Below are 21047 nucleotides of genomic sequence, written 5' to 3' on the forward strand. Positions count from 1 at the left end.
GACCCGCCCGCCCCGGCCGAGCGCGAGCCGGTGGGCGTCGGCTAGGCGGTTCGCCCGGCAGGCCGCCGTACCATCGACTCTCGACGCCGACCTGAGGAGCACCGCCTCGTGGCCTCCGTCCCGCCCGACCCGCGCTCCACCCGCTGGCTCCGCCGTCGGCCCACCGAGCCGCTGCCGCAGCAGGAGCCGCCCCGCCGGCCGCGTTTCGACCGGCCGCCGCCGGAGCGGGACGACTGGTACGCCGGGCCGCCGCCCGCCGGGGGTCCACCACCGCCGCGCACCTGGCCGGGGCAGGCGCCGCAGGGCCGGTGGCCGTCGGCCCCGCCCGGGGGCGCGTACCCGCCACCGTCCTATCCGCCCCCGCGGGGCCCGTTCCCCCCGGAGCGCGGCCCGTTCCCGCCGCCGCGCGGGGCGTACCCACCGCCGCAGGCCCCGGTCCCGCCGCCGGCCCCGCCGGCCGGACCCGAGCGCGGTCGCCGTCGCCGGCTGCGCGCGCCCCGGCGCCGCCGGGGGCTCGTCCGCCGCATCGTGAAGGTGCTGGCGGTGCTGGGCGTCGTCCAGGCGCTGGTCGTGCTGTCGCTGCGCTGGGTGGACCCGCCGACGACGGCGTTCATGGCGGCCAACCCCGCGGGCTCGGTCCAGCAGTCGGTGCCGGTCGAGCACGTGTCGCGGAACTTCCTCGCCGCGGTGATCGCGCACGAGGACGCGCAGCTGCCCTATCGCGACGGCGCCTTCGAGTGGGACGCGCTGTGGGACCGCGCGACGGCGCACCTCTCCGGCGCGGAGGACCCGTCGGGGTCGACCATCCCGCAGCAGGTGGCGAAGAACCTGTTCCTGAACCAGGAGCTCAGCGCCTGGCGCAAGGGGCTGGAGGCGGCGCTGGCGGTGGAGCTCGCGGCGTTCGTCGACGACCGCCGGATGCTGGAGCTGTACGTCAACTACGCGCAGTTCGGCCCGACGATCTACGGGGTCTGCGCGGCCGGCTGGTACTACTTCGACTCCCCGCCCGCCGAGCTGTCGGCCGACGAGGCGGTGATGCTCGTGGGCCTGCTGCCCTCGCCCGGGCACGTGCAGCGGGCGCCCGGCGGCGGGATGGACTTCCAGGTCGACGACGGCCTGGGCTGGCTGTCCCGCTCGCACGTGCTGAACGCGCAGGCGCGGGTGCCCCGCCACCTCGACCGGCTGGGCTTCACCCCTGTCGAGGACGCCGGCGTCACGGGGCTTGCCTCGGAGCAGGAGCCCTCGGGCGACGACTGCTCGACGCCGCCGCAGGAGGTCACCGACCTGATCGCGGCGGAGGGCACGGCCTGAGGGCGTCGCGCGCCGGGAGCCCCCACGGGGCTCCCGGCGCGGCGCTCAGCGCTGCTCGGCGTCCTTGCCGAACTGCGGGTTGGGGACGCCGGGGCGCGGTTGCCGCAGGCCCGCGTCGAACCGCTGGGTGGCCTCGAGCTCGGCCGTGTCCGGAGCGGCGTGCCGCCCCGGGCGGGGCATCGTGAATTCGGCCGTCTCGTCGAGCAGGTGCTTGCCCACACCATGTCCTTCCGTGGAGGGTTTGGGCCAGCCTACGAGCGGGGTCCGACGGTTCGCGGGACCTCCGTCGAAGGTGCAGGTCGGCTGTGACGAGTGGGGCGGCCGGGGTGTCCGGGGCTCAGCCCAGCGGCAGCGTGACCGACGACGCCGACGCCCCGCCGTGCCCGATCCGGTGGGTCACCGGCACCCCATGGGTGCCCTGGCCGGGCGGCTCGCCGGTGCCGAGGTTGCGGGCGTACCGGGGGTGGGCGCCGCCGGAGACCTGCAGGCGCAGGCGGTGCCCGGCGAGGAATCGGTGCGCGGTGTCGGGCAGCGTCGTCTCGACCAGCCGCTCGCCCACGACCGGCTCCTCGCCCTCGGCCGGGTCGAGCCGGACCAGGCGGTCGGTCACGTTGACCGAGCGGCCGCGGGAGTCCACGTCGCAGAGCCGCACGAAGACGTCGGCGTACGGGTTGTCCGAGGTCAGGCACAGCCGGACCGTGGCGCCGCCGAGCAGCTCGACCGGCTGCGTCAGCGGCGCGGTGGTGAAGGTGCGGACGTCGTCGCGCGCCTCGAGCCGGCGGTTGTCGCGCCGGCCGGCGCTGCGGGCGAGCACCCGGCCGCCGACCGACGGCGTCGGGTCCACGGGGTCGTGGCGGAAGCTGGTCGCGTCCGGTTCCGCGGGCGGGTCGTCGCGCAGCGCGCCGCTCCCGGCGAGGTACCAGGTGCGGTCGGTGGTGGGCGGCGGCCAGTCGTCCATCCCGCGCCAGGCGCGCGCCCCGGTGACGTGGACGCGGACCCGGTCGGGGCGCCGGATCGGTTGCGTGCCCTCGACCGGCAGGTGGGTGTTCAGCCAGGCGAGGCTCTCCGGCGTCGTCACGGCGGCGTCGATGGTGAGGTGCGCCCACGGGCCGACGGTGAGGCCGACGTCGACCCCGCGGTCGCGCAGCACGGCGTACTGGTGGAGCGTCTGCTCGAGGAACCAGTCCTGCCAGCCGCCGATGAGCAGGGTGGGGACGGTGCTCGAGTGGACCGCCGGGGTGGCCCGGTAGCGGTCCCAGTAGGGGTCGTCGAGGTCGGGGTGGGCCAGCCACTCGTCGAACCACGGCGCCGGGTTGCCGCCGAACCGCTCGGCCAGACCCTGCAGCGGCAGCCGGTGCAGGTGCGGGGCCAGCCGCCGCTCCGCCGTCATCAGCCGGGCGGTGCCGCGGATGGCACCGAACCGCTCCTGGTGGGCGACGAGCTCGGTCCAGATGGCGAGGTTGGTGAGCTGGAACGCGCCGTCGACCAGCCCGGCCTGGGCGAGGTCGTGCGGGCCGATGTGCAGCACCATCGCCTTGAGCTCCGGCGGCGGGTCGAGGGCCAGCGCCCACTGGGTGTAGCCGAGGTAGCTCGGGCCCAGCGTCGCCAGCCGCCCGTCGAACCAGGGCTGGTCGCGCAGCCAGGCGACGGTGTCCTGCCCGTCGTGCTCCTCGTTGACGACGGGCGCGAAGTCGCCGCCGGAGCCGAAGGTGCCGCGGACGCTCTGCAGAACGACGGCGTAGCCGCGCTCGGCGTAGGGCACGGCCATGGTCACGGCGAACTGCGGGCCGCGACCGTACGGGGAGCGCAGCAGCACGGTGGGGTGCGGGCCGACGGTGGGCGGGAGGTGGACGTCGGCGCGCAGCGAGGCGCCGTCGCGCATCGGGACGGCGACGTCGCGCAGCACCCGCGCCGGGCCGAGCGCCCGGGGCAGCCGCCACCGCTTCGCCAGCGCGGTGGCGGCGAGGCGGGCGGCTCGGGACAGCGGCTGACCGGCGTCGACCTGGGGCACGGTCGCCGACCCTAGCCAGGGGCGCCGACAGCCCCTCGGGTCAGACCTTGAGCAGGCGGTGCACGTACTGGATGGCGATCCCGCCCTCGCCGACGGCGGAGGCGACCCGCTTCACCGACCCGTGCCGGACGTCGCCGGCCGCGAGCACGCCGGGGATGCTCGTCTCCAGTGGCAGGGGGCGCCGGCCGAGGGCGTCGACGCCGGCCTCGCTCAGCTCCGTGCCGGTGACGACGAAGCCGGCCGGGTCCCGCTCGAGGTCCGGCGGCAGCCACGCGGTGTGCGGCTGGGCGCCGATCATGAGGAACAGCGCGTAGGCGTCCACCTTCTCCTCGGCGCCGGTCGCCCGGTCGCGCAGGACGAGGTGGTCCAGCCAGCCCTCGCCCCCGCCGTCGACGACCTCGGTGCCGGTGCGCACCTCGATGTTCGCCGTCTCCTCGACCTGGTGCACGAGGTAGTGCGACATGCCCGCCTCGAGGCTGCCCGCGCGGACGACGAGGGTGACCCGGTCGGCCCAGCCGGCGAGGTGGATCGCGGCCTGCCCGGCGGAGTTGGCGCCGCCGACGATGAACACCTCCCTGCCGGCGACCAGCGGCGCCTCCGAGGCGGCGGCGCCGTAGAAGACGCCCGCGCCGTGCAGCGCCTCCAGCGACGGGACGTCGAGCCGGCGGTAGGCCGCACCCGTCGCCAGGACGACGGCGCCGGCGACCACCACCCCGCCGGTGTGCAGGCGGACGACGACGCCGTCGCCGTCCGCGGTGAGGTCGGTGACCTCCTGCATGAAGGCGAACCGGGCGCCGAACACCCACGCCTGCTGGTAGGCGCGGCGGGCGAGGTCGGCCCCGGTGATACCGCGCGGGAAGCCGAGGTAGTTGCGGATCGAGGAGCTCGACGTCGCCTGGCCGCCGATGCTGCCCGAGTCGATCACCACGGTGCGCAGCCCCTCCGAGGCGCCGTACACACCGGCGGAGAGGCCGGCCGGCCCGCAGCCGACGATCACCAGGTCGTAGCGCTCCCCGGTCGGCTCGATGACGGTGCCGGCGGAGCGGGCGATCTCGACGTCGCTCGGGTCCTCCATGACGTCGCCGGTGGGCATGACGAGGACCGGGAGCTTGCGCGCGGGCGCGTCGCCGAGGAGGGCGCGGCCCTGGTCGGACCCGGCCAGGCAGAAGCGGTGCGGCATGGCGCAGCGGCCGAGCACCTCGCGCAGCTCGAACGCCCGGCCCGACCACGACTCCCCCACCACGTCGATGGTGTGCGGGGCGCGGCGGCGCTCCTCCGCCCAGGCGAGGAGGAACGTCGACAGCGCCTGGTGGAACTGCTCGTCGGGCGGCGGGGCGGGCCGGACGACGTAGTGGTCGATCCGGCCGCCGGCGATCGCCTCGAAGATCGCGTCGCCGGCCTCGGCCACCCCGACGCTGGCCCAGTCGACGAGCAGGGCGCGCTGGGCGTGCCGGAACAGCCCGGGCACCTCGCCGAGGAGGTCCGCGCCCGGGGCGCCCGCGAGCTCGTCGGCGGCGAGGACCAGGGCGACGTCCTCCCCGTCGGCGGCGAGCTGCTCGAGGGCGGCGAGCGCGGCGGCCGGGGTGCGCAGGCAGGAGACCCGGTAGTCGGGCTCGTACCGGGTGCGCAGCTCCCGCTCCACGGTCGCGAGCCGGGCGGGATCGTCGTCGACGGCGAGGATCAGCGGGACGGGCATGGGATCTCCGGTGGCGTCGGACGGCCCCCGCTGCCGAAACGGTAGGCCCGGTCTCCGCGATGCACCAGGGTCCGGCGGTGGGTTGTCCCGGCGAGCCCGTGGTAGGTCACCCCGGTGGACACGCGCACCCTGCTGCTGGGCGACTGGACGCCGGTGATCCGGGACGGCATCGACGTCCTGCGGCTGGTGATCCTGGGCGGGGCCGTCTTCTACGCGGTCGCGGGCGACTGGGGTGCGGCGGCGCTGCTGGCGTTCTTCTTCGGCATCACGCTGGTCGCGCGGCTGCTGAACCTGCCGCGGCCCTACGACCTGTCGCTGACCGTGGCGATGGCGCTGCAGGGGTTCGGCGAGGTGCTCGGGCTCTACGACGAGTGGCTGGCCTTCGACGACCTGGTGCACTTCACGCTGCCCATGCTCACCGCGCCGGTGGTCTACATCGCGCTGGCGCGGGCCGAGGTGGTGCCCGACCCGCGCGACGAGACGCACCTGCCGCACTACATCGGGATCGCCGTCGTCACCGCCGCGCTGGGCATCTCGATCGGCGCACTGTGGGAGGTGTACGAGTGGCGCTCCGACGCGTGGCTGGGCACGGACCTGTCGATCGACAACGACGACACCAACGGCGACCTGGTGCGCGACTCGCTGGGCTCCCTGGTCGGGGCCGGGCTGCTGGTGGTGTGGGCGCGGTTCGGCTGGGGGTCGGTGCGGCGGATCCCCGGGGTGAACACCCACGAGGACGTCTCCGCCTGAGGGCCTTTTGTGCACATAACGCCCCGCGGTGCGCTCTGTGCACAAAAGGCCGTGTGGTGCGCCCGGTTGTGCGCCGGGTCAGCTGATGGCGGTCGGGTCGACGTCCCGCGCCCCGAACGGCTCGACCAGCCCGGAGAGCGGGGCCGGGCCGTCGTCGGCGTCGTAGACGTAGTCGACCCGGCCGCCGTCGAGCACCGGGCGGGCCAGGACCGGTCGGATGCGCCGTGGGGTCGCCATCACGGAGGCGACGTCCGGGTGGGCGGCGAGGTCGCGCAGGGTCGAGGCGGTGGCGTTCATCATCGTCAGCGACCCGGCGCGGAAGCCCGCGAACGCCTCGGCGACCGGCAGCCAGGTCACCCGGTCGGCCTCGCCGCCGACGTCGCGGGTGCGCTGACCGGCCGGGAGCGCGGCGAGGAAGAACCGGGTGTCGAACCGGCGGGCCGACCACTCCGGCGTGATCCAGTGCGCCCAGGGGCGGAGCAGGTCGGCGCGCAGCAGCAGCGACCGCGCGGCCAGGAAGTCGCTGAGCGCCAGCGTGCCCGCGATGAGCGCCAGCCGGTCGCGCTCCCAGTCGTCGCCGGTCGTGTCGGTGACCGGGGTGCCGTCCCGGTGGGCGGCGAGCAGGACGCCGGACTCCTCGAACGTCTCGCGGACCGCCGCCGCGACGAGCGCCGTCGCCAGCCCGGGGTCGCAGGAGAAGGCGGCGGCCCACGCGGCCGGCGGCGGGCCGGCCCAGTGGTCGGCGGCCTCGCGGTCGCGCGGGTCGACCGAGCCGCCCGGGTACACGTGCATGCCCGGGGCGAAGGCCATGGTCGGACGGCGCCGGAGCAGGTAGACCTCCGGGCCGGTCGCCCCGTCGCGGAGCAGGACGACGCTGGCGGCGTCGCGGGCCGCGACGACGTCGGTCTCCCCGCGCAGGTAGCGCGCGACGAGCTCCGTCCGGTCGGCAGCCATGGCCGTCATGCTCGCACCGAGCGGCGCGCACGCGTTTCGGCTTGACCGATAGCGTCGTTCTGACGACATTGTCCGTATGCCCCTGATGACCACCGAGCAGGCCGCCGACCGGATGGGCGTCTCCGTCCGGCACGTGCAGCGCCTCGTCTCCGGGGGCGACCTGCTGGCGATCGGCCCCGACCGCGTCGACGCGGACTCCGTGGCCCAGTGGGTGGCGCAGCGGCGGGGCAGCCGGGTGCGCGCCTGGGAGGAGCCGACGGCCTGGGCCGCCGTGGCGCTGCTGGAGGGGCGTCGGGCCGGGTGGCTCGGGCAGGCGCAGCGGTCGCGGCTGAGGTCGGCGCTCGCGGTCTCGGCCGCCGACGAGCTCGCCGCGCGGACCCGCAACCGGGCGTCGGTGCACCGCTACCGGGCGCACCCGCGGGCACTCGGCCGGCTGGCCCGCGAGGTCGTCGCCTCCGGCGCCGCCGGGGGCATCGGCGGGTTGAGCGCGGCGCCGGACCGGTGCGACGGGTACGTCGCCGAGTCGGTCGCCGACGCTCTCGTCCGGCGCTACCGGCTCGACGCCGACCCGTCGGGTGGCGTCACGCTGCGGGTGACGGGCATGCCGATGGACGTCGTCGAGGAGCTGGCGAGCGGACGGCGGCAGGTGCTCGCCGGGCTGGACCTGGCCGCCTCCACCGACCCCCGCGAGCGGTCGGCCGGCCACCGCATCCTCGACCGCGCGCTCGGGCAGCTGCGTGGCTGAGCTGCTGCGGCCGCCGACGCCGGCGGGCGGATGGGCCCGTCCCTGGCCGGACGTCGCGGAGCTGGCCCAGGCGGTGCCGGCCGACGCCTGGACGCTGATCGGCGGGCTGATGGTGCAGCTGCACGCCGCGGTCGCGGGGCTGCCGGTGGTGCGGCCGACCGGCGACGTCGACGTCCTGCTGCACGTGGAGACGGGGCGCGGGCGGGCCGCGCAGGTGGCGCGCTCGCTCGAGGAGCTCGGGTACCGGCTGGCGCCGAGCGTCGATCCCCGCGTCGGCACCGCGCACCGCTTCGTCCGGGACGGCGCCGTCGTCGACCTGGCGACGTCGGGCAGCGAGCGCTCCGTCGTCGACGTCGTCGCGGCCGACCACGTGCCGCCCAGGGCGCTGCCGCGCTTCCGCGGCTACGACCTGGTGCGGGTGGCGGGCGGCACGCAAGCGCTGCGACGGACGGTGCTGGCCGAGCTGCGCATCACCGGCACGGGGACGACGACGATCAGCGTGCCCGACGCCTTCGGGGCGCTGGTCCTCAAGGCCGCGGCGCACCGCACCGACGGCCGGGATCGTGACCGGCACCTGGCCGACGCCGCCGTGCTGCTGGCGTGCGTCGACCCGTTCGAGGAGCGCGCCCCCTCGGGGAGCGACCGCAAACGGCTGCTGCACCTGCAGCGGCACCTCGCGGACCCGACGGCGGCGCCCTGGCTGCTCCTCCCCGACGAGGCCCGCCGTGACGGGCAGGTGGCGCTCGACCTGCTCTGCGCCTGAGCTCGTCAGACCAGGGACTTCCGCCCCTGACCGCGGGACACGACGACCTGCCGCCCACCGCGGTCCCGCCCTAGCGTCCGGGGGGACGACGTCCCCGGCACGGAGGAGCAGGCATGCGCGCGGTGCAGTACCGGACCATCGGTGGCGAGCCCGAGGTCGTCGAAGTCCCGACACCGGAGCCGGGCCCGGGGCAGGTCCGGCTGCGGGTCACCGCCGCGGGGCTGTGCCACTCGGACGCGTTCGTCATGGGACTGCCGGCCGAGCAGTACGTCTACGGGCTGCCGCTGACGCTCGGGCACGAGGGCGCCGGCGTGGTCGACGCGCTGGGCTCCGGCGTGACCGGCGTGGAGGTCGGCGAGCCGGTGGCGGTGTACGGGCCGTGGGGCTGCGGGCTGTGCCACGCCTGCGCGTGCGGCGCGGAGAACTACTGCCCGCGGGCGGCCGAGCTGGGGATCCAGCCGCCCGGGCTCGGCTCCCCCGGCGCGCTCGCCGAGTACATGATCGTCGACGACGTCCGGCACCTGGTCCCGCTGGGCGACCTCGACCCGGTGGCCACGGTGTCGCTGACCGACGCCGGGCTGACGCCGTACCACGCGATCGTCTCGTCGCTGGGTGCGCTGCCCGCCGGGAGCACCGCCGTGGTGATCGGCGCCGGCGGGCTCGGGCACGTGGGCATCCAGATCCTGCGGGCGATCACCGGGGCGACCGTCGTCGCGCTGGACATCAGCGAGCAGAAGCTGGAACTGGCCCGCGAGGTGGGCGCGCACCACGTCCTGCGGTCGGACGAGTCCGCCGTCGGGGAGATCCGGTCGCTGACCCGCGGGGTGGGCGCGCAGGTGGTGTTCGACATGGTCGGGGCGCCGCCGACGCTGGAGATCGCCCGGCAGTCGGTCGCGCTGGACGGCGTCATCCAGATCGTCGGGATCGGCGGTGGGCTGCTGCCGACCGGCTTCTTCTCCACGCCGATGGGGGCGTCGGTGCGGGCGCCGTACTGGGGCCGGCGGTCGGAGCTGATGGAGGTGCTCGACCTGGCGCGCGTCGGAGCGATCCACGTCGAGGTGGAGCGGTACACGCTCGACCAGGCGCCTTCCGCATATCGCAAGCTGCACGAGGGCACCATCCGCGGCCGCGCCGTCGTCGTCCCCGGGGAGTGACCTCCTGCGCGCTCAGCCGGTGGTGACCGCGCCGGAGTTGGGGACCATCTCCACCCAGGTGGTCCCGGGTGTGAGGGTCACCGGGTCGCCGTCGGCGTCGGTCAGCTCCACCCGCTCACCGACGGCCGGCTTGGACCAGGTCGCCTCGGCGGTGTGACCGCCGGAGGCGACGAGGGCCCGCCCGCTGCCGGTCAGGACCGTCTCCGGGACGGGGTTGCCGGCGGGGTCGCGGGCTCCGGTCTGGACGACGTCGACGCGCAGGACGACGACGTTCGCGGCACCGATGCGCGCGCCGTCCGCCTGGACCGCGGGGGTGCTGCCCTCGGCGCGCAGCCAGCGGCCGTCGGTAGCGCTCCAGGTCCAGCGCGGTGTGCTGATGCCCGACAGCGCGAGGTCCAGCGTGGCCGTCGGCTGACCTGCGCTAATGGCGGTGGCCTGCTCCCCCGGTGCGGCGTGGTCGAACTGGGTTTCAGGAGCAGCGCGGTGGTCGGCGTCGGCCTGGTCGAGCAGGGTCTGCGGGGTCGCGTGGACGTTGTGCGGCGCCGAGCGGGCCGTCGTCCGGAAGAAGCCGTCGGCGCCGGCGTCCTGGCGGAGCACCTGCAGCCCGGCGTTCTCGGCGGCGGCGATGTAGGGCGGCACGCCGCCGGAGAAGGCGAGCAGCCCGCCGAGCGGTGCGGCGATCGCGGCGTCCATCGGCCGGATCGACCGGACGGGGCCGATCTCGGGCGGGAGGGTGGAGTGGTAGACGGCGACGAACCGGGTGATGCCACCCTCGACGACCTGCTCCCACACCATGTCGGCGGCGTTGAGCCCGGTCTGCGGGCGGGCGGCAGAGCTGTTCTCGATCTTCACGGCGAGCGCCGGGCGGTCGGGGACCGAGTCGGCCGGAACGCCGGTCAGCGGCCAGGTGGGCCCGGACGGCGACGTACCGGCGAGCACGGAGTCGAGGAACGGCAGGGCTGTCACGTGCGGCTTGACCGTCGGCCACACGACGACGCCGGCGACCACCAGCACCGCGAGCAGGAGGAGACGACCGCGGCGGGACCCGGAGCGGCGACGACCACGGGCTGTCTTCTTCTTCGCCGGCGTCGATCGCTGACCGGCGCCCTTCCTGGGCCGGGAAGGCTTCGGCGACCAGCGGCCGGTCGTCGACCGGCCGCGGGGCCGTGGTGCGGTGGTCCTGGGCAACGGGGAGCTTCCTGACTCGGCGACGTCCTGCGTTCTCCTCATCGGCACGGTGGACCGGACCCACGACCAAGCCGCTCACCGACCCGAACCGAACCGGCTGGTCGCGGATGCCAGGCTCGACCGCGCAGCCGCCAGGGGCGTCGCCGCTCGCCAGCGCCCGCCAGCCAGACGCCGCTCAGATCGACACGCTGGTATCACCCGGAGGTACCCGAGATGCAGCCGATCGCCGGTAGTCCGGGCACAGGCATCGTGCCCTGAGCCCGACTAGGCGGTCGACTCACCGATCATGGCGTCACCTGCGGTCGGCATCGCTCAGTTCGAGGATGGCTTCACCCGACAGCCGACTCCGCTTGAGGAGCACACGCTGCTGCACGCGGTCCCACACCACGTCCCGGCCGGGACGCCGCGCGAGCGCCACCAAATGTGCGCGCAGGTAGTCCTGGAGCGGCTGACCGGCCCTGGCCGCCTGCGTCGCCAACTCCTTAGCAACGTCATCAGGAACGTCGGGAATCTTCACGGACACCGGCATGCGGGCACGGTAGCGACGGTCGCAGCAGCAGGCATCGGAGATTGGAGAAGACCGTGCATCTTGGCGGCACAAGGCGCGCCGCGGGACAGCGCATCTCGGCGCCGCCCCGCGTGTCCGACGGAGGCTCGTCGCCGAGCGGCGAGCATGGCCGGGAGGGTGACCGCCAGTCCGTGGAAGAGCTCAGCGAGGGGTGACCCGGAGGCGGGATGCGATCACCACGACGGCCGACGCCCGGTCGCCACGTCCATCGCGGGCGGACCGGCGTCGTCGTCCAGGTCCCGGGCGTTGCCGTTCAGGTCAAGGACGATGACCGCCGCAAGTCAGAGCAGCCGCTTGTTTGCCGTCGACCAACGCAACGTTCCGGACGACCGAGTGCAGTGGGGGCGCAGCCTTCAGCGGAAGCGACCCGTGGGCGTCCTGCCCGAACGCCTGGGCACGAGGTCGGCCGGCGGCGGAGTCCAGGAGCCCGACGTCCCTGACCGGGCCGCCGATCGCCCGTCAACGCCCCGATCAGCCCGCCGACTGGTGATAGCGACGGAGCAGATCGGCCGAGATCCGGCCGAGGTCGCTGACGGCGATGCCCTGCGTCCGGGCTCAGGCGCGGATCTCGGGGGACGACACGGGCCGGGTCGGCATGGGCTGGCCGGGAGCGACGCCTTCGCGAGCATCACAGGCGGCTGGTCGAGCTCCCAGCACCGGGCCGCACCGCCCGGCCCTCAGCCGGTGGGCGCCGATCCGGCGGACTGCGCGAGCCGCTGGGCGACGGCCGGGCCGCCCACCCGCCGGATCAGCTCCAGGTCGCCGCAGACCACGAGCAGGTCGCGGGCGCGGGACAGCCCGACGTACAGCATCTCGCGGGCGCGCTCCTCGTCCCGGAAGCCGTTGACCGCGAGGACGACCGCCGGCCGCTCCAGCCCCTTGAAGCCGAGCACGTGCCCGTAGAACAGGTCGTCGTCGGCCCAGAAGGAGTCCCAGTAGGCGTCCTGCCCGGCGGTCTGGCGCTCCGCCTGGACGGGGTGCCGCCGGTAGGTGGTCAGCAGCGCCACCGACTCGGCCGGCCACCCGGCGTCCAGGAGCGCGGCCGCCTCGTCGTCCGCCGCGCCGATGGCGTCGTCGGTGTCGCACTGGACGAAGCGCACCGGGACGCCGTCGCCACCGCGGTAGCGCATCTGGCTGGTGGTCAGGCTGCCGAAGGTGCCGGCGATCTGCTTGGTGTTGCGCAGGTTCTCGTCCAGGTCGAAGGGGGTCAGCGCGACCGGTGGGCGGCCCTGGCGCGCGAAGACCCGCTGCCCCTCGTCGGCGAACACGTAGAGGCAGCCGCCCTCCGGAGTGCGCAGCGCGGCCAGGACGGCCGGCCACCAGCTCTCGGCGAAGTCCTGCGCCTCGTCGATGACGATCGCGTCGAAGCGGTCGGCCACGGACAGCGCGCCGGCGAGCTTTACCATGCGCTCGGGGAGGTACTCCTCCCAGTAGCCGCTGTCGTCGTCCGATCCCGGGGTGACGCCCCAGTCGATGCCCAGCCCGTGGAACGTTCCGACGTAGGCCGGGCGCTCCTTCGGCTTCCACGTCTCGACCCGGCGGCGGAGGTACTCGGCCAGGCCGCGGGAGTAGCACATCACCGCGACCCGCTCCCCCTCGAGCGTCAGCCGGCGGGCCTTCTCCAGCGCGAGCCAGGTCTTCCCCGAGCCGGCCCCGCCGCGCACCTCGACCCGCCGGTTGGAGCGCAGCCAGTCGAGGACGCGCGCCTGATCGCGGGTGAGCAGGTCGCACTCGGCCTCGCGCTCGTGCAACGTCGCGAGCAGGTCCTGCTGCGGGATGCCGACCCCGGCCAGGCAGTCGACGAACGCCTCGACGTCCTCGGCCGTCGGCGGCTCGACGTCGCTCTCGCACTGCCGCAGCGCGCTCGCCACCCGGGCCGCGGCCTGCGGCAGGTCCGTCTTGTCCAGCACCATCCAGCGGGGTGCGTCGGGGGCGGCGAAGTCGTCCGGCAGCGTTGTCGCCGGCAGGGCGACCAGGTGGACCATCCGCGGGTCGCCGGCGGTCCAGCGGCGGTCCCGACGCAGGTAGTCGCGCAGGAGGTACTTGCAGCGCAGCGCCTGCTCGACGGGGCGGATCTGCTTGTCGAGCCCGCCGCCGACCTGCCGCCACTCACCTCCGCGGAGGTGGACGCTGCCGCCCTTGACCTCAACGACGGCGATCCCGAAGCCCGGCCAGGCGACGATGACGTCGGCCTCGCGGTCCTCCCGTCGGTCGCTGAACCGCTGGCCGCAGACCATGACGGCGTCGTCGGGCAGCTGGTCGCGCAGCGCCTCGGCGAAGAGCCGCTCGGCGTGCGACTCGAAGACCGGACTGCTCGGGAAGACGCGCGCCGTCATGCGCGCACCGCGGACGTCGTCATGCCGTGCCCCCGTGGCTGGCTGGGTTGGATCGTCCCGGCAGCGTGACATGCCACACCGACATGTCCGTCCAACCGGACGCCGAGTTTCTCCCCGCAGAACCCATCCGTATCCGTCCGACGCTGCCCCAGCAGTCCGCTCACACGTTCGGGACGCACTCCCCTCCCCCGAGCTGGGACAGGCCGGTCAGGTCACCGGCGTTGAAGTCGAGCACCGTGCTGGTCGTCGGGTACATCAGCTGCCCGGGGTCCGCGACGTGTGCGAGTCCGACGAGGTGGGCGAGCTCGTGGAGGACGACGGCACGCGCACCCGCGACCCCAGCCGGATCGGCGAGCATGTCTCCGAAAGCGGCCGCGTCGAGTCCGACGACGCCGGTGACGAACACCCGCGGGCCGCCGGGCGGCTCGACGATGGCGCTGCCGGCGAGCCCGGCGACACGGCCGGCCAGCTCCGGGTTCTCGGCTTCGGTCTGCCACGACACGAGCACGGGCACCCAGCGGTCCCCGTAGCGGTCGGGCTGGAAGCTCGGGCGGTCCTCCCACGCCGACTCGTCGGTGGCGCCGTCGAAGACGAACTGCAGACCGGTGACGTCGGAGACCCGGGCGAAGGCCTCGTGGACCAGCGCGTCTCCCCCGGGCGGCGCATGGTCGGGGCGGATGACGTAGTGGACCGGTCGGCAGGGGTCGTAAGCCACGGGTCGCTCGCCGTCGTCCTGCACCCCGAGGAAGAGGTGGGTGCCACCGGGACTCGGTGCCGGCACGGGTGTACCGAGCGGCGCATCAGCAGCCTCGAAGCCAGGCGTCGGCCAGTTCGCCGGCCTGGCGTCGCCGACCACCCCTCCGAGCCCGCGGGGGTCGAGCACCACGGCGCAGAGGACTCCCGCCCCCGCCAGGACGGCGACCAGGTAGGCCAGACGGCGGCCGCGACGCCGAGCCGGTCGCATGGACGACGAAGCGGGTGACCAGGAGCGCCAGGGCTCCGGGGTGGATGCCCGACCGCTCGCCTCGTCGAGCACCCACTGCGGCACCCGGCCGGTGGGCGACGTCCGGAGACCGGACGGCACCCGGCCCGGTCCTGCACCGTTCCGCACTGTCGATCCCCCGCGCTCGCCGCTGGCCTGACGTCCTCCCATCGGAACCTCCGCCGGCCCGGAGGAGGCCGACGCCGGGCTGCCTACTCCCGACGGGCGAGGCCCTGGCGACAGGCGGGGATCAGGGATCGATGAAGGTCTGGACGCAGGTCGCGCAGGACCCCTCTGCGGTGACGAACGCTTCCGGCGCGGTGGACCGGCGGCAGGTGCGGCACCAGCGGAAGGACCGGCGCCGGTGGGAGGCGATGGCCTCGGCCATCTCGGCGACGAGGTGCGGCTGGTGCAGGACGTCGTCGCGGGTCAGCCGCGGCTCTTCACCCATCAGCGGACCGGGACGGTGCTGACCCCAGGAGGTGAGCGGCCGAGCCAGGACGAACCACGGCCCCTGGACGCCGATAGCGAGCTGCGCTGGCTCGCCGCTGACGAACCACCGCACGCCGTCCTGACCGTCGGCCGCGTCCTCGCGCCGCCACCCGGTACCCAGTGCTCGGATGAGCACGGGGTGCTCCACGTCGAGCAGGCCGGCCAGCTCGGCCTCGTCGGCGGTGGGATCGGACTCGCTCCCCCACGCCAGGTCGCAGCTGCGGCAGACGAAGGCCGGCTGCTCGTCCATCACCAGGCAGCCACCGAGCGCGACCTGCCCGTGCTCCGCCTGCTCGAAGAGGTCACCTCCCGGCAGCCCGTAGACGAGAGGGACAGAGTCCTCCCGCCCGCACCCGGGGCACACCCGCCCCGCCTGCACACCGACTGATCCGCCCATGCCACTCCCTGGTCCGCACCGTCCCCGTGACGGCAGGGCGGACCATGACAGGCGCCACCGACAGCAACCGGGCGCCCGCCCAGGCATCCGCCGCAGCGCCACCCGATCAGGCGACGGCACGTCCGCCCGGTCCCCCTGGAACCGCCTCCGCCACACTGCCGGGCATGGAGATCGAGGCCTTCTACCTGCCGCTGGGCGACAACCGGTTCGCGCCCACCCGGGCGACCGAGAGCCCCTGGGACCACAGCGCCCAGCACGGTGGACCGCCGTCCGCGCTGCTGGCCCACCTCGCCACCGACGCCGCCCGGGCGACGGGGACGCCCACCCGTCCGGCACGGATCAGCGTCGACTTCTTCGGCGCCATCCCCCGCCGCGAGCTCGCCGTCGAGGTGTCCCCCGTCCGCCCGGGACGACGGATCGACCTGACCGAGGCGGTCATGACCGTCGACGGCCGCACGGTCGCCGTCGCCCGCGTCTGGTCGCTCGCCACCGGGCCCACCCCGCCGGTGGTCACCGAGCTCAGCCCGCCTCCGGCCGTGCCCGACTCCTCGCCGCAGGTCCTGTTCGGCCTTCCCGACTGGGGCTTCGGGCAGGCCATCGACTGGCGCTACACCGCCGGGTCGCCGGAGGAGCCCGGGCCGGCCGACGTCTGGACCCGGGTGCGCGTCCCGCTGGTCGCCGGCCTGCCGCTCACCGGCCTCGACCGCGCGCTCATCGCCGCCGACGCCGCCAACGGCATCTCCGTGGAGCTGCCCATCGACAGCTGGTGGTCCATCCCGCCGGGCATGACCACCCACCTGACCCGCGAGCCGGACGGCGAGTGGGTACACCTGGCTTGCCGCACGCGGATCGCCGCCGACGGCATCGGGCTGTGCCACGGCGAACTGTCGGACGAACGCGGTTCGATCGGCGAGGTCGCCCAGCCGCTGCTCGTGCAGGCCCGCTGACGGAGTCACGAGCTCCCCGCTCGAGCGTCTCTACGCAGACTGAGGCGGCCGGATGCTCGCGATCGCCGGCCCGGTGCGGTGCGGTGCGCTGCAACCACGCCTCGCAGATGTTCGGCCAGCTTTCGGACAGCCGCCTCGCTCACTTGGACGGGCACGCCGGCGACGCCCACCCTACGGGGCGAGATGGCGGTGTCGTCCCGGATGCGTCGCCCGGCGCCTATAACCTGCCGCAGTGCCTCTCCCTCTGATCGCGATAGCCGCTGCCCTGGCAGGCCTCGGCGTCCTGGGCGCGGCTGCTACAGCAGTCGCCACTCTGTGGCCAGGGCTGCCCAAGAAGACGTTCCTCATCATGGGTCCCGTCGTCAGCGGCAAGACCACGCTGTCGGAGTACCTGGCGCACGGAGTCGTCCCAGAGGAGCTGGTGGCCACCGGCGGGATCCAGCGCATCGAACCGACAGCGGATCTGGCGCTCGCCGGGTTGAAGCTCAAGGTCAAGGTCGTCCTGGACGCGAGCGGCGAACCGGAGGCGATCCGGGCATGGCACGACCAGGCGGTCGTCGCCGACTTCCTCGTGTACCTCGTCAGCTACGCCGAAGCAGCCGATGAGGCCTACATGGCTCGAGTACGCCGCGACGCCGGGCAACTGCGCGACTGGAAGCAACTCGGCGAGCTCAAGGACGACTGCCACACCGCTCTCGTGGTGACACACATGGACTGCCACGAGCCGTTCCGCCAGGGCATCGGATTAGAGCTGGCCGCGGACGCCGAACGGGTAGCGCGTACGGCACCGGCGGTCCGCGCGGCTGTCCGGGAACTGGGCCCGAGTTGCACCGTGATCGCCGGCTCGCTCGCCGACGACGAAGGTTGCGCGGATGTCACCGCCCGTCTCCTCACCGCACTGAACGCGAAGCTGGCATGAGCCTCCTCGAAGGCGCGTGGGTACAGGCCGACGAGGAAGCCGACACGCTTTTCCTGCTCAATGGCGTCGCCCTCTCCGTCGAGGAGGACGCTGAGCGCCAGGACTTGGTCCGGGCGCTCTCGAACGTCACGGTCGACGGCCGCCGTTACGGCTGGTCCGACGGCACCGCCCTCTACGTCCTCGATGGCCTGCAGGGTCTGCACGACGTCGTCATGGAGGTTCGGCGAGCGAACTACACGGACTCGCACGGCCGGCAGGTGCTGGCCAGCCTCGTGCTTGGTTCGGTGAGCTCCGGGGAGGCCGAGGACCGGCTCACCGCCATCCGGGAGAATATCGCCGATCACGGCGTCGCGCTCCTTCCTCCGCCAGCGGACCTCGGCCTTCGCCTGCGAGGCCTCGTCGCCGCCGGGCGGCAGGGGTGTCTCTCCCCTCGCGCACCCGGACAGCCCATGGGAAGGATCGAGCGATGACCACGCCGCGCGAGGGCGCTCGCAAGCTCGTCATGGTGCTGAACCGGGCCGGTCTCGACCGGTGCAGCTACGACGACGATGGGGCAGAACTGCTCCGTACGCCCGGACTCTGGCTGGTGTCGGACTCGCCGACGGACGAGCAGCTGCAGGACCCGCTGATCGCCGGCCTCGACCACGCGGGGCTGCTGGTGGCAGGCAACGTCCTGGTTCAGATGCCATATGACCCGGACAGCTACGAAACCGCTGACGAAGCGCAGCAACGCGCGGCCGAACGCAAGCACCTGATCTTCACGAAACTGTGCCAGCTCCTGGGCGCACGGCACGTCCACCTCGAGGTGGTGGAGACGCAGAGCGACAAGGGCGAGGCCCGGGTCGACCTCACGGGATCCGCTCGCGGGGTCACCGGTAAGGGCCACGTCGAGAAGAAGACCGCCGAGGCACTCGCCGCTTCGATGAGGCTGGACGACCGTTACGTCGGTGGCGCGACAGACATCGAGGCAGCCGAAGCACTTCTGGAGAAGCACCGACTCACGTCCGAGCCCCAGATGCGTTCCCTGGTGGACGCGCGAGCTTCCAGCAACCAGCTGCACTCCCGGAAGTACACCGTCGACCTGTCCCGTGAATCGTCGCGCCAGTTGCAGGCGGCGGCACAACTCAAGGTGCCGAAATTCCTGACCGTGGGCGCGAGCGCCCTCAGCGCCAGCACGAGCACGCTGAAGTACCGGGCCACCTACGAAGTAGCGTTCGAGTAGCGGCCGCGGCTCGCACGTCCGGCGACCGACCGGCGTCCCGAGGGGAACCCTGCGCCGCCATGAGTCGGCGGAGCTCGTGTCCGTGACGCGACCTCGGCCGTTCCCTCTCTGCCTGCGCCCGATGGTGATGCACCCCTGACAGCGCCGCACCTGATGAGGGCCCTCGGCCGAGGCAGCACCCGATCGGGCGACGACCGCGATCGCTGGCTTCACGGACTCCCGGGTCGAGTGCGGTGCGCGGCGCGACCTTGGACTGCGACCCCTGACACGGCGAGCACGTCGCCCGCGAGATCTCCGATACGCCTTTCGGGAAGGCTGCAGGCCGACCTGCGACGCGGCACGCTGACCGGATGTTCCCCAGCAGAGAAGTGCTCAAGGCCGCGGACGTCCTCGTGGCGAAGGATGCCCCGTGGCAGTCCGAGCTGCGACTTCGTCAGGCGAAGTGGCGGGAGCAGCTCGGTCAGCCGGCGGGTTTGGCCGGTCAGCGACGTCTCGGCTCCCGGCTCCCCGCCGGCGACACGACCAACAACTTCCTGACCCCGGCAGTCGCCCGCGCGGTGGCGGCGGCGAGGGAAGACCCTGGCGCGTTGATCAGCGCACCCCGCATCTACGACAACATGCTGTCGTCGCAGCCCCTGGCGTTCAACCTATTCGCCGAGCTCCAGCAGGACCTCGACCTGGCCGCGGTCGTCGGTCGGGCCCTGTGGCCAGATCTGATCGAGTCGGTGGAGTCCATCCGGTTCGAGTGGTCACCCGGGCGTGCCGACCCGCAGTTTCTCGGCAACCGCTCAGCCTTCGACGTGGCATGGCTCTGCCGCGACAGGACAGGAACCGCGACGTGCGTGGGCATCGAGGTCAAGTACCACGAAGACCTGTCGCAGGACCCGGGGTCGCCGGACAGCCCTCGCTACTCGGCGGTGGCAGCAGCTTCCGGTGTCTTCCGCGATCCGGATGAGCCTGCGTTGCGGGCGCTCCCCCTGCGCCAGATCTGGTTCGACCACCTGCTGGCGTTGTCGATGACCAGAGGCGACGGACCGGTTGCCCGATCCCGGTTCGTGCTGCTCGCTCCGGCGATCAACGAGGCGGTCAACGCCGTCGACGTCCGCTACCGGAGTCTCCTGAGGGATGCGCTCACCTACGAGCGCCGGACCCTGGAAGAGTTGACGGCGGTGATGGCTGCCGTCACCTCCGCGGACTGGATCCGCTCCTTCCAGCGCAGGTACCTGACTCCGAGCACCCGCATGAGCTGATCGCCGTCGGCCGGACGGCTACGGGCTCCTCAGTCGTCGCAGCTCTCGCAGCGTCCGCTGCGCGGCCGCTGGATGAAGTGGACCGGGCACAACTCGCCCCAGGTGTCGTGGACGGCGGCGGCGCTCCTGCCCGTGACGTCCCGGTAGTCCGGCAGTTCGATGAGCTCGTCGGCGGACGGGTTGACGTAGGTCTTGCCCGACCACGCCACGGCGCGACCGTTGCGGCCCAGGGCGATGTAGGTCCCACTCGCGACGATCCACACCTGATCGTGATCGACCCCGGCCAGGTGCTGGGTGATCAGCGGCCAGTTGCCCCGCGGGGCACCGAACTCGGGCAAGGCGTCGGCGAGCGAGCTGAAATAGCGCCGGCCCTCGCCGCGAAGTTCCTTGTCGCACCAGGCGCACATCTCGCCGTCGGTGACCGTCGCCTCGAGCACCTGCGAGTCGCTGAGGTGCGGGCAGCTCCGGATGTGCAGGCGCCCACCGGTTGCGGTGCGGTACAGCGGCTCGCTCGCCGCGCTCACGGACGTTCCCCCGTGGACGCCGACCTCCGCCGTGTAGGCGGCGTGGTCGCTCAGGTGTCCGCCGTCGTACTCCGGGCGGTGCACCGAAGCGATCTGCTCGCCGGCCAGGAGGTCACGACTGACGGCCAGGTGGTCGATGGCGTGCGAAGTGCCGTTCAGGTGCTCGGCACGCTCGGTCAGCGGCACGAGCCCCAGCTCGTCGAACGCGGCTCGCAGGGCCTCGGCGCCCTCAGCTGTGGTGAACCAGTACGGCGGAGTCAGCTGCTGGTTGAAGTCCCCGCCCCAGACGAGCGGCTCTCCCTCGAGGCGTTCGGCCGAGATGCGGGCGACGTGGTGGTCGAGGACATGGCGGAACTCCGCCGCCTGACCGGATGGGAGTCCCGGCCAGTACGGGCCGGCTCCCTTCCACGGCAGCACCGAACACGCCACCAGGACGGACGACGCCCTGTCCAGCTCCAGCCGGGCGAGCGTCAGCCCCTCCTCCCCCGCGTGGGAGGGGTCGCCCGACGTCCGCAGGTCACCCAGCGGCAGGCGCGTCTCAACACCAGACCACCGCTTCTCCGCCGGCGCGATCCCCCGCTCAGGTGCGACGACGAAGCGCCCGTCACCCGGCGTCCAGTCCCGATGCACCTCGGTGAGCAGCCAGACATCGACGTCCTGGCTCTTCATCCAGTCGGCGATCGCCTGCCCGCGTGCGGAGGAGGACGTCGGGCAGAGCCGGAGGTTGTAGGTGCCGATGCGCACGGTGCTTTCTGTTGACTGGACGACGAGAGACGCCCCACCTGCTGCGCAGCGTGAGGGGCGGCGACGCACTGTCGCACGCACGTCCGACAAACTC

General features: G+C 73.7%; 20 protein-coding genes. 10 read left to right on the forward strand and 10 right to left on the reverse strand.

The window, feature by feature from the left end; all coding sequences use genetic code 11:
• Positions 1–108 precede the first annotated feature (108 nt).
• Positions 109–1311 (forward strand): transglycosylase domain-containing protein, encoded by a 1203-nt coding sequence (locus E9565_RS22880; RefSeq protein WP_308196079.1) that lies wholly within the window; start codon positions 109–111, stop codon positions 1309–1311.
• 45 nt (positions 1312–1356) lie between these two features.
• Here E9565_RS22880 and E9565_RS02500 read toward each other — a convergent pair whose 3' ends face one another.
• The 3 genes from E9565_RS02500 to E9565_RS02510 all read right to left on the reverse strand — a co-directional run bounded on the left by E9565_RS02500 (position 1357) and on the right by E9565_RS02510 (position 5018).
• Positions 1357–1530 (reverse strand): hypothetical protein, encoded by a 174-nt coding sequence (locus E9565_RS02500; protein WP_236827406.1) that lies wholly within the window; start codon positions 1528–1530, stop codon positions 1357–1359.
• Positions 1531–1648: 118 nt separating this feature from the next.
• Positions 1649–3322 (reverse strand): CocE/NonD family hydrolase, encoded by a 1674-nt coding sequence (locus E9565_RS02505; protein ID WP_236834000.1) that lies wholly within the window; start codon positions 3320–3322, stop codon positions 1649–1651.
• 40 nt (positions 3323–3362) lie between these two features.
• Positions 3363–5018, reverse strand: coding sequence for an FAD-dependent oxidoreductase (locus E9565_RS02510; protein ID WP_236834001.1), 1656 nt, complete (start codon positions 5016–5018; stop codon positions 3363–3365).
• Between the two features lie 114 nt (positions 5019–5132).
• Here E9565_RS02510 and E9565_RS02515 point away from each other — a divergent pair, with 114 nt between their 5' ends.
• Complete coding sequence (locus E9565_RS02515; RefSeq protein ID WP_236834002.1) at positions 5133–5768, forward strand: hypothetical protein; 636 nt, start codon at positions 5133–5135, stop codon at positions 5766–5768.
• Positions 5769–5846: 78 nt separating this feature from the next.
• Here the strand turns inward: E9565_RS02515 and E9565_RS02520 are convergent, their stop codons facing one another.
• On the reverse strand, positions 5847–6722 hold the full coding sequence (locus E9565_RS02520) for an NUDIX domain-containing protein (protein WP_236834003.1): 876 nt from the start codon (positions 6720–6722) through the stop codon (positions 5847–5849).
• An 85-nt stretch (positions 6723–6807) separates the two neighbouring features.
• On the opposite strand from E9565_RS02520, the gene E9565_RS02525 reads away from it, so the two are divergent.
• The 3 genes from E9565_RS02525 to E9565_RS02535 all read left to right on the forward strand — a co-directional run bounded on the left by E9565_RS02525 (position 6808) and on the right by E9565_RS02535 (position 9384).
• Positions 6808–7467, forward strand: a complete 660-nt coding sequence (locus E9565_RS02525; RefSeq protein WP_236834004.1) for a helix-turn-helix domain-containing protein — start codon at positions 6808–6810, stop codon at positions 7465–7467.
• On the forward strand, positions 7460–8230 hold the full coding sequence (locus E9565_RS02530) for a hypothetical protein (protein ID WP_236834005.1): 771 nt from the start codon (positions 7460–7462) through the stop codon (positions 8228–8230). Before E9565_RS02525 ends, E9565_RS02530 begins: the two co-directional genes overlap by 8 nt.
• 113 nt (positions 8231–8343) lie before the next feature.
• Positions 8344–9384 (forward strand): NAD(P)-dependent alcohol dehydrogenase, encoded by a 1041-nt coding sequence (locus tag E9565_RS02535; protein WP_236834006.1) that lies wholly within the window; start codon positions 8344–8346, stop codon positions 9382–9384.
• A gap of 12 nt (positions 9385–9396) precedes the next feature.
• On the opposite strand, the gene E9565_RS02540 is transcribed toward E9565_RS02535, so the two are convergent.
• From E9565_RS02540 to E9565_RS02560, 5 genes are all read right to left on the reverse strand, one after another.
• On the reverse strand, positions 9397–10398 hold the full coding sequence (locus E9565_RS02540) for a DUF3048 domain-containing protein (protein WP_236834007.1): 1002 nt from the start codon (positions 10396–10398) through the stop codon (positions 9397–9399).
• Positions 10399–10864: 466 nt separating this feature from the next.
• On the reverse strand, positions 10865–11101 hold the full coding sequence (locus E9565_RS02545) for a hypothetical protein (RefSeq protein ID WP_236834008.1): 237 nt from the start codon (positions 11099–11101) through the stop codon (positions 10865–10867).
• Positions 11102–11817: 716 nt separating this feature from the next.
• Positions 11818–13476, reverse strand: a complete 1659-nt coding sequence (locus E9565_RS02550) for a nuclease-related domain-containing DEAD/DEAH box helicase (protein WP_236827392.1) — start codon at positions 13474–13476, stop codon at positions 11818–11820.
• A 160-nt stretch (positions 13477–13636) separates the two neighbouring features.
• Positions 13637–14257, reverse strand: a complete 621-nt coding sequence (locus tag E9565_RS23040; protein WP_236827391.1) for a matrixin family metalloprotease — start codon at positions 14255–14257, stop codon at positions 13637–13639.
• A gap of 451 nt (positions 14258–14708) precedes the next feature.
• On the reverse strand, positions 14709–15347 hold the full coding sequence (locus tag E9565_RS02560; RefSeq protein ID WP_236827390.1) for a hypothetical protein: 639 nt from the start codon (positions 15345–15347) through the stop codon (positions 14709–14711).
• 164 nt (positions 15348–15511) lie between these two features.
• Between E9565_RS02560 and E9565_RS02565 the strand changes: the two genes are divergently transcribed.
• The 5 genes from E9565_RS02565 (at position 15512) to E9565_RS02585 (ending at position 19685) form a co-directional block, all read left to right on the forward strand.
• Positions 15512–16294, forward strand: a complete 783-nt coding sequence (locus tag E9565_RS02565) for a thioesterase family protein (protein ID WP_236827389.1) — start codon at positions 15512–15514, stop codon at positions 16292–16294.
• Between the two features lie 349 nt (positions 16295–16643).
• The gene (locus tag E9565_RS02570; RefSeq protein WP_236827388.1) at positions 16644–17213 is read left to right on the forward strand and encodes a hypothetical protein; all 570 of its coding nucleotides are present in this window, start codon (positions 16644–16646) and stop codon (positions 17211–17213) included.
• Positions 17210–17683 (forward strand): hypothetical protein, encoded by a 474-nt coding sequence (locus tag E9565_RS02575; protein WP_236827387.1) that lies wholly within the window; start codon positions 17210–17212, stop codon positions 17681–17683. Before E9565_RS02570 ends, E9565_RS02575 begins: the two co-directional genes overlap by 4 nt.
• Positions 17680–18435 (forward strand): hypothetical protein, encoded by a 756-nt coding sequence (locus tag E9565_RS02580; protein ID WP_236827386.1) that lies wholly within the window; start codon positions 17680–17682, stop codon positions 18433–18435. Before E9565_RS02575 ends, E9565_RS02580 begins: the two co-directional genes overlap by 4 nt.
• A gap of 350 nt (positions 18436–18785) precedes the next feature.
• Positions 18786–19685: a hypothetical protein gene (locus tag E9565_RS02585; RefSeq protein WP_236827385.1), complete on the forward strand. Its 900-nt coding sequence runs from the start codon at positions 18786–18788 to the stop codon at positions 19683–19685.
• Positions 19686–19714: 29 nt separating this feature from the next.
• Here E9565_RS02585 and E9565_RS02590 read toward each other — a convergent pair whose 3' ends face one another.
• Positions 19715–21034 carry an endonuclease/exonuclease/phosphatase family protein gene (locus E9565_RS02590; RefSeq protein ID WP_374201715.1) on the reverse strand — a complete coding sequence of 440 codons (1320 nt, stop codon included), beginning with the start codon at positions 21032–21034 and terminating at the stop codon, positions 19715–19717.
• Between the last annotated feature and the right edge of the window lie 13 nt (positions 21035–21047).

Origin of the sequence: Blastococcus sp. KM273129 (assembly GCF_021698995.1) — a bacterium.
GTDB lineage: Bacteria > Actinomycetota > Actinomycetes > Mycobacteriales > Geodermatophilaceae > Blastococcus.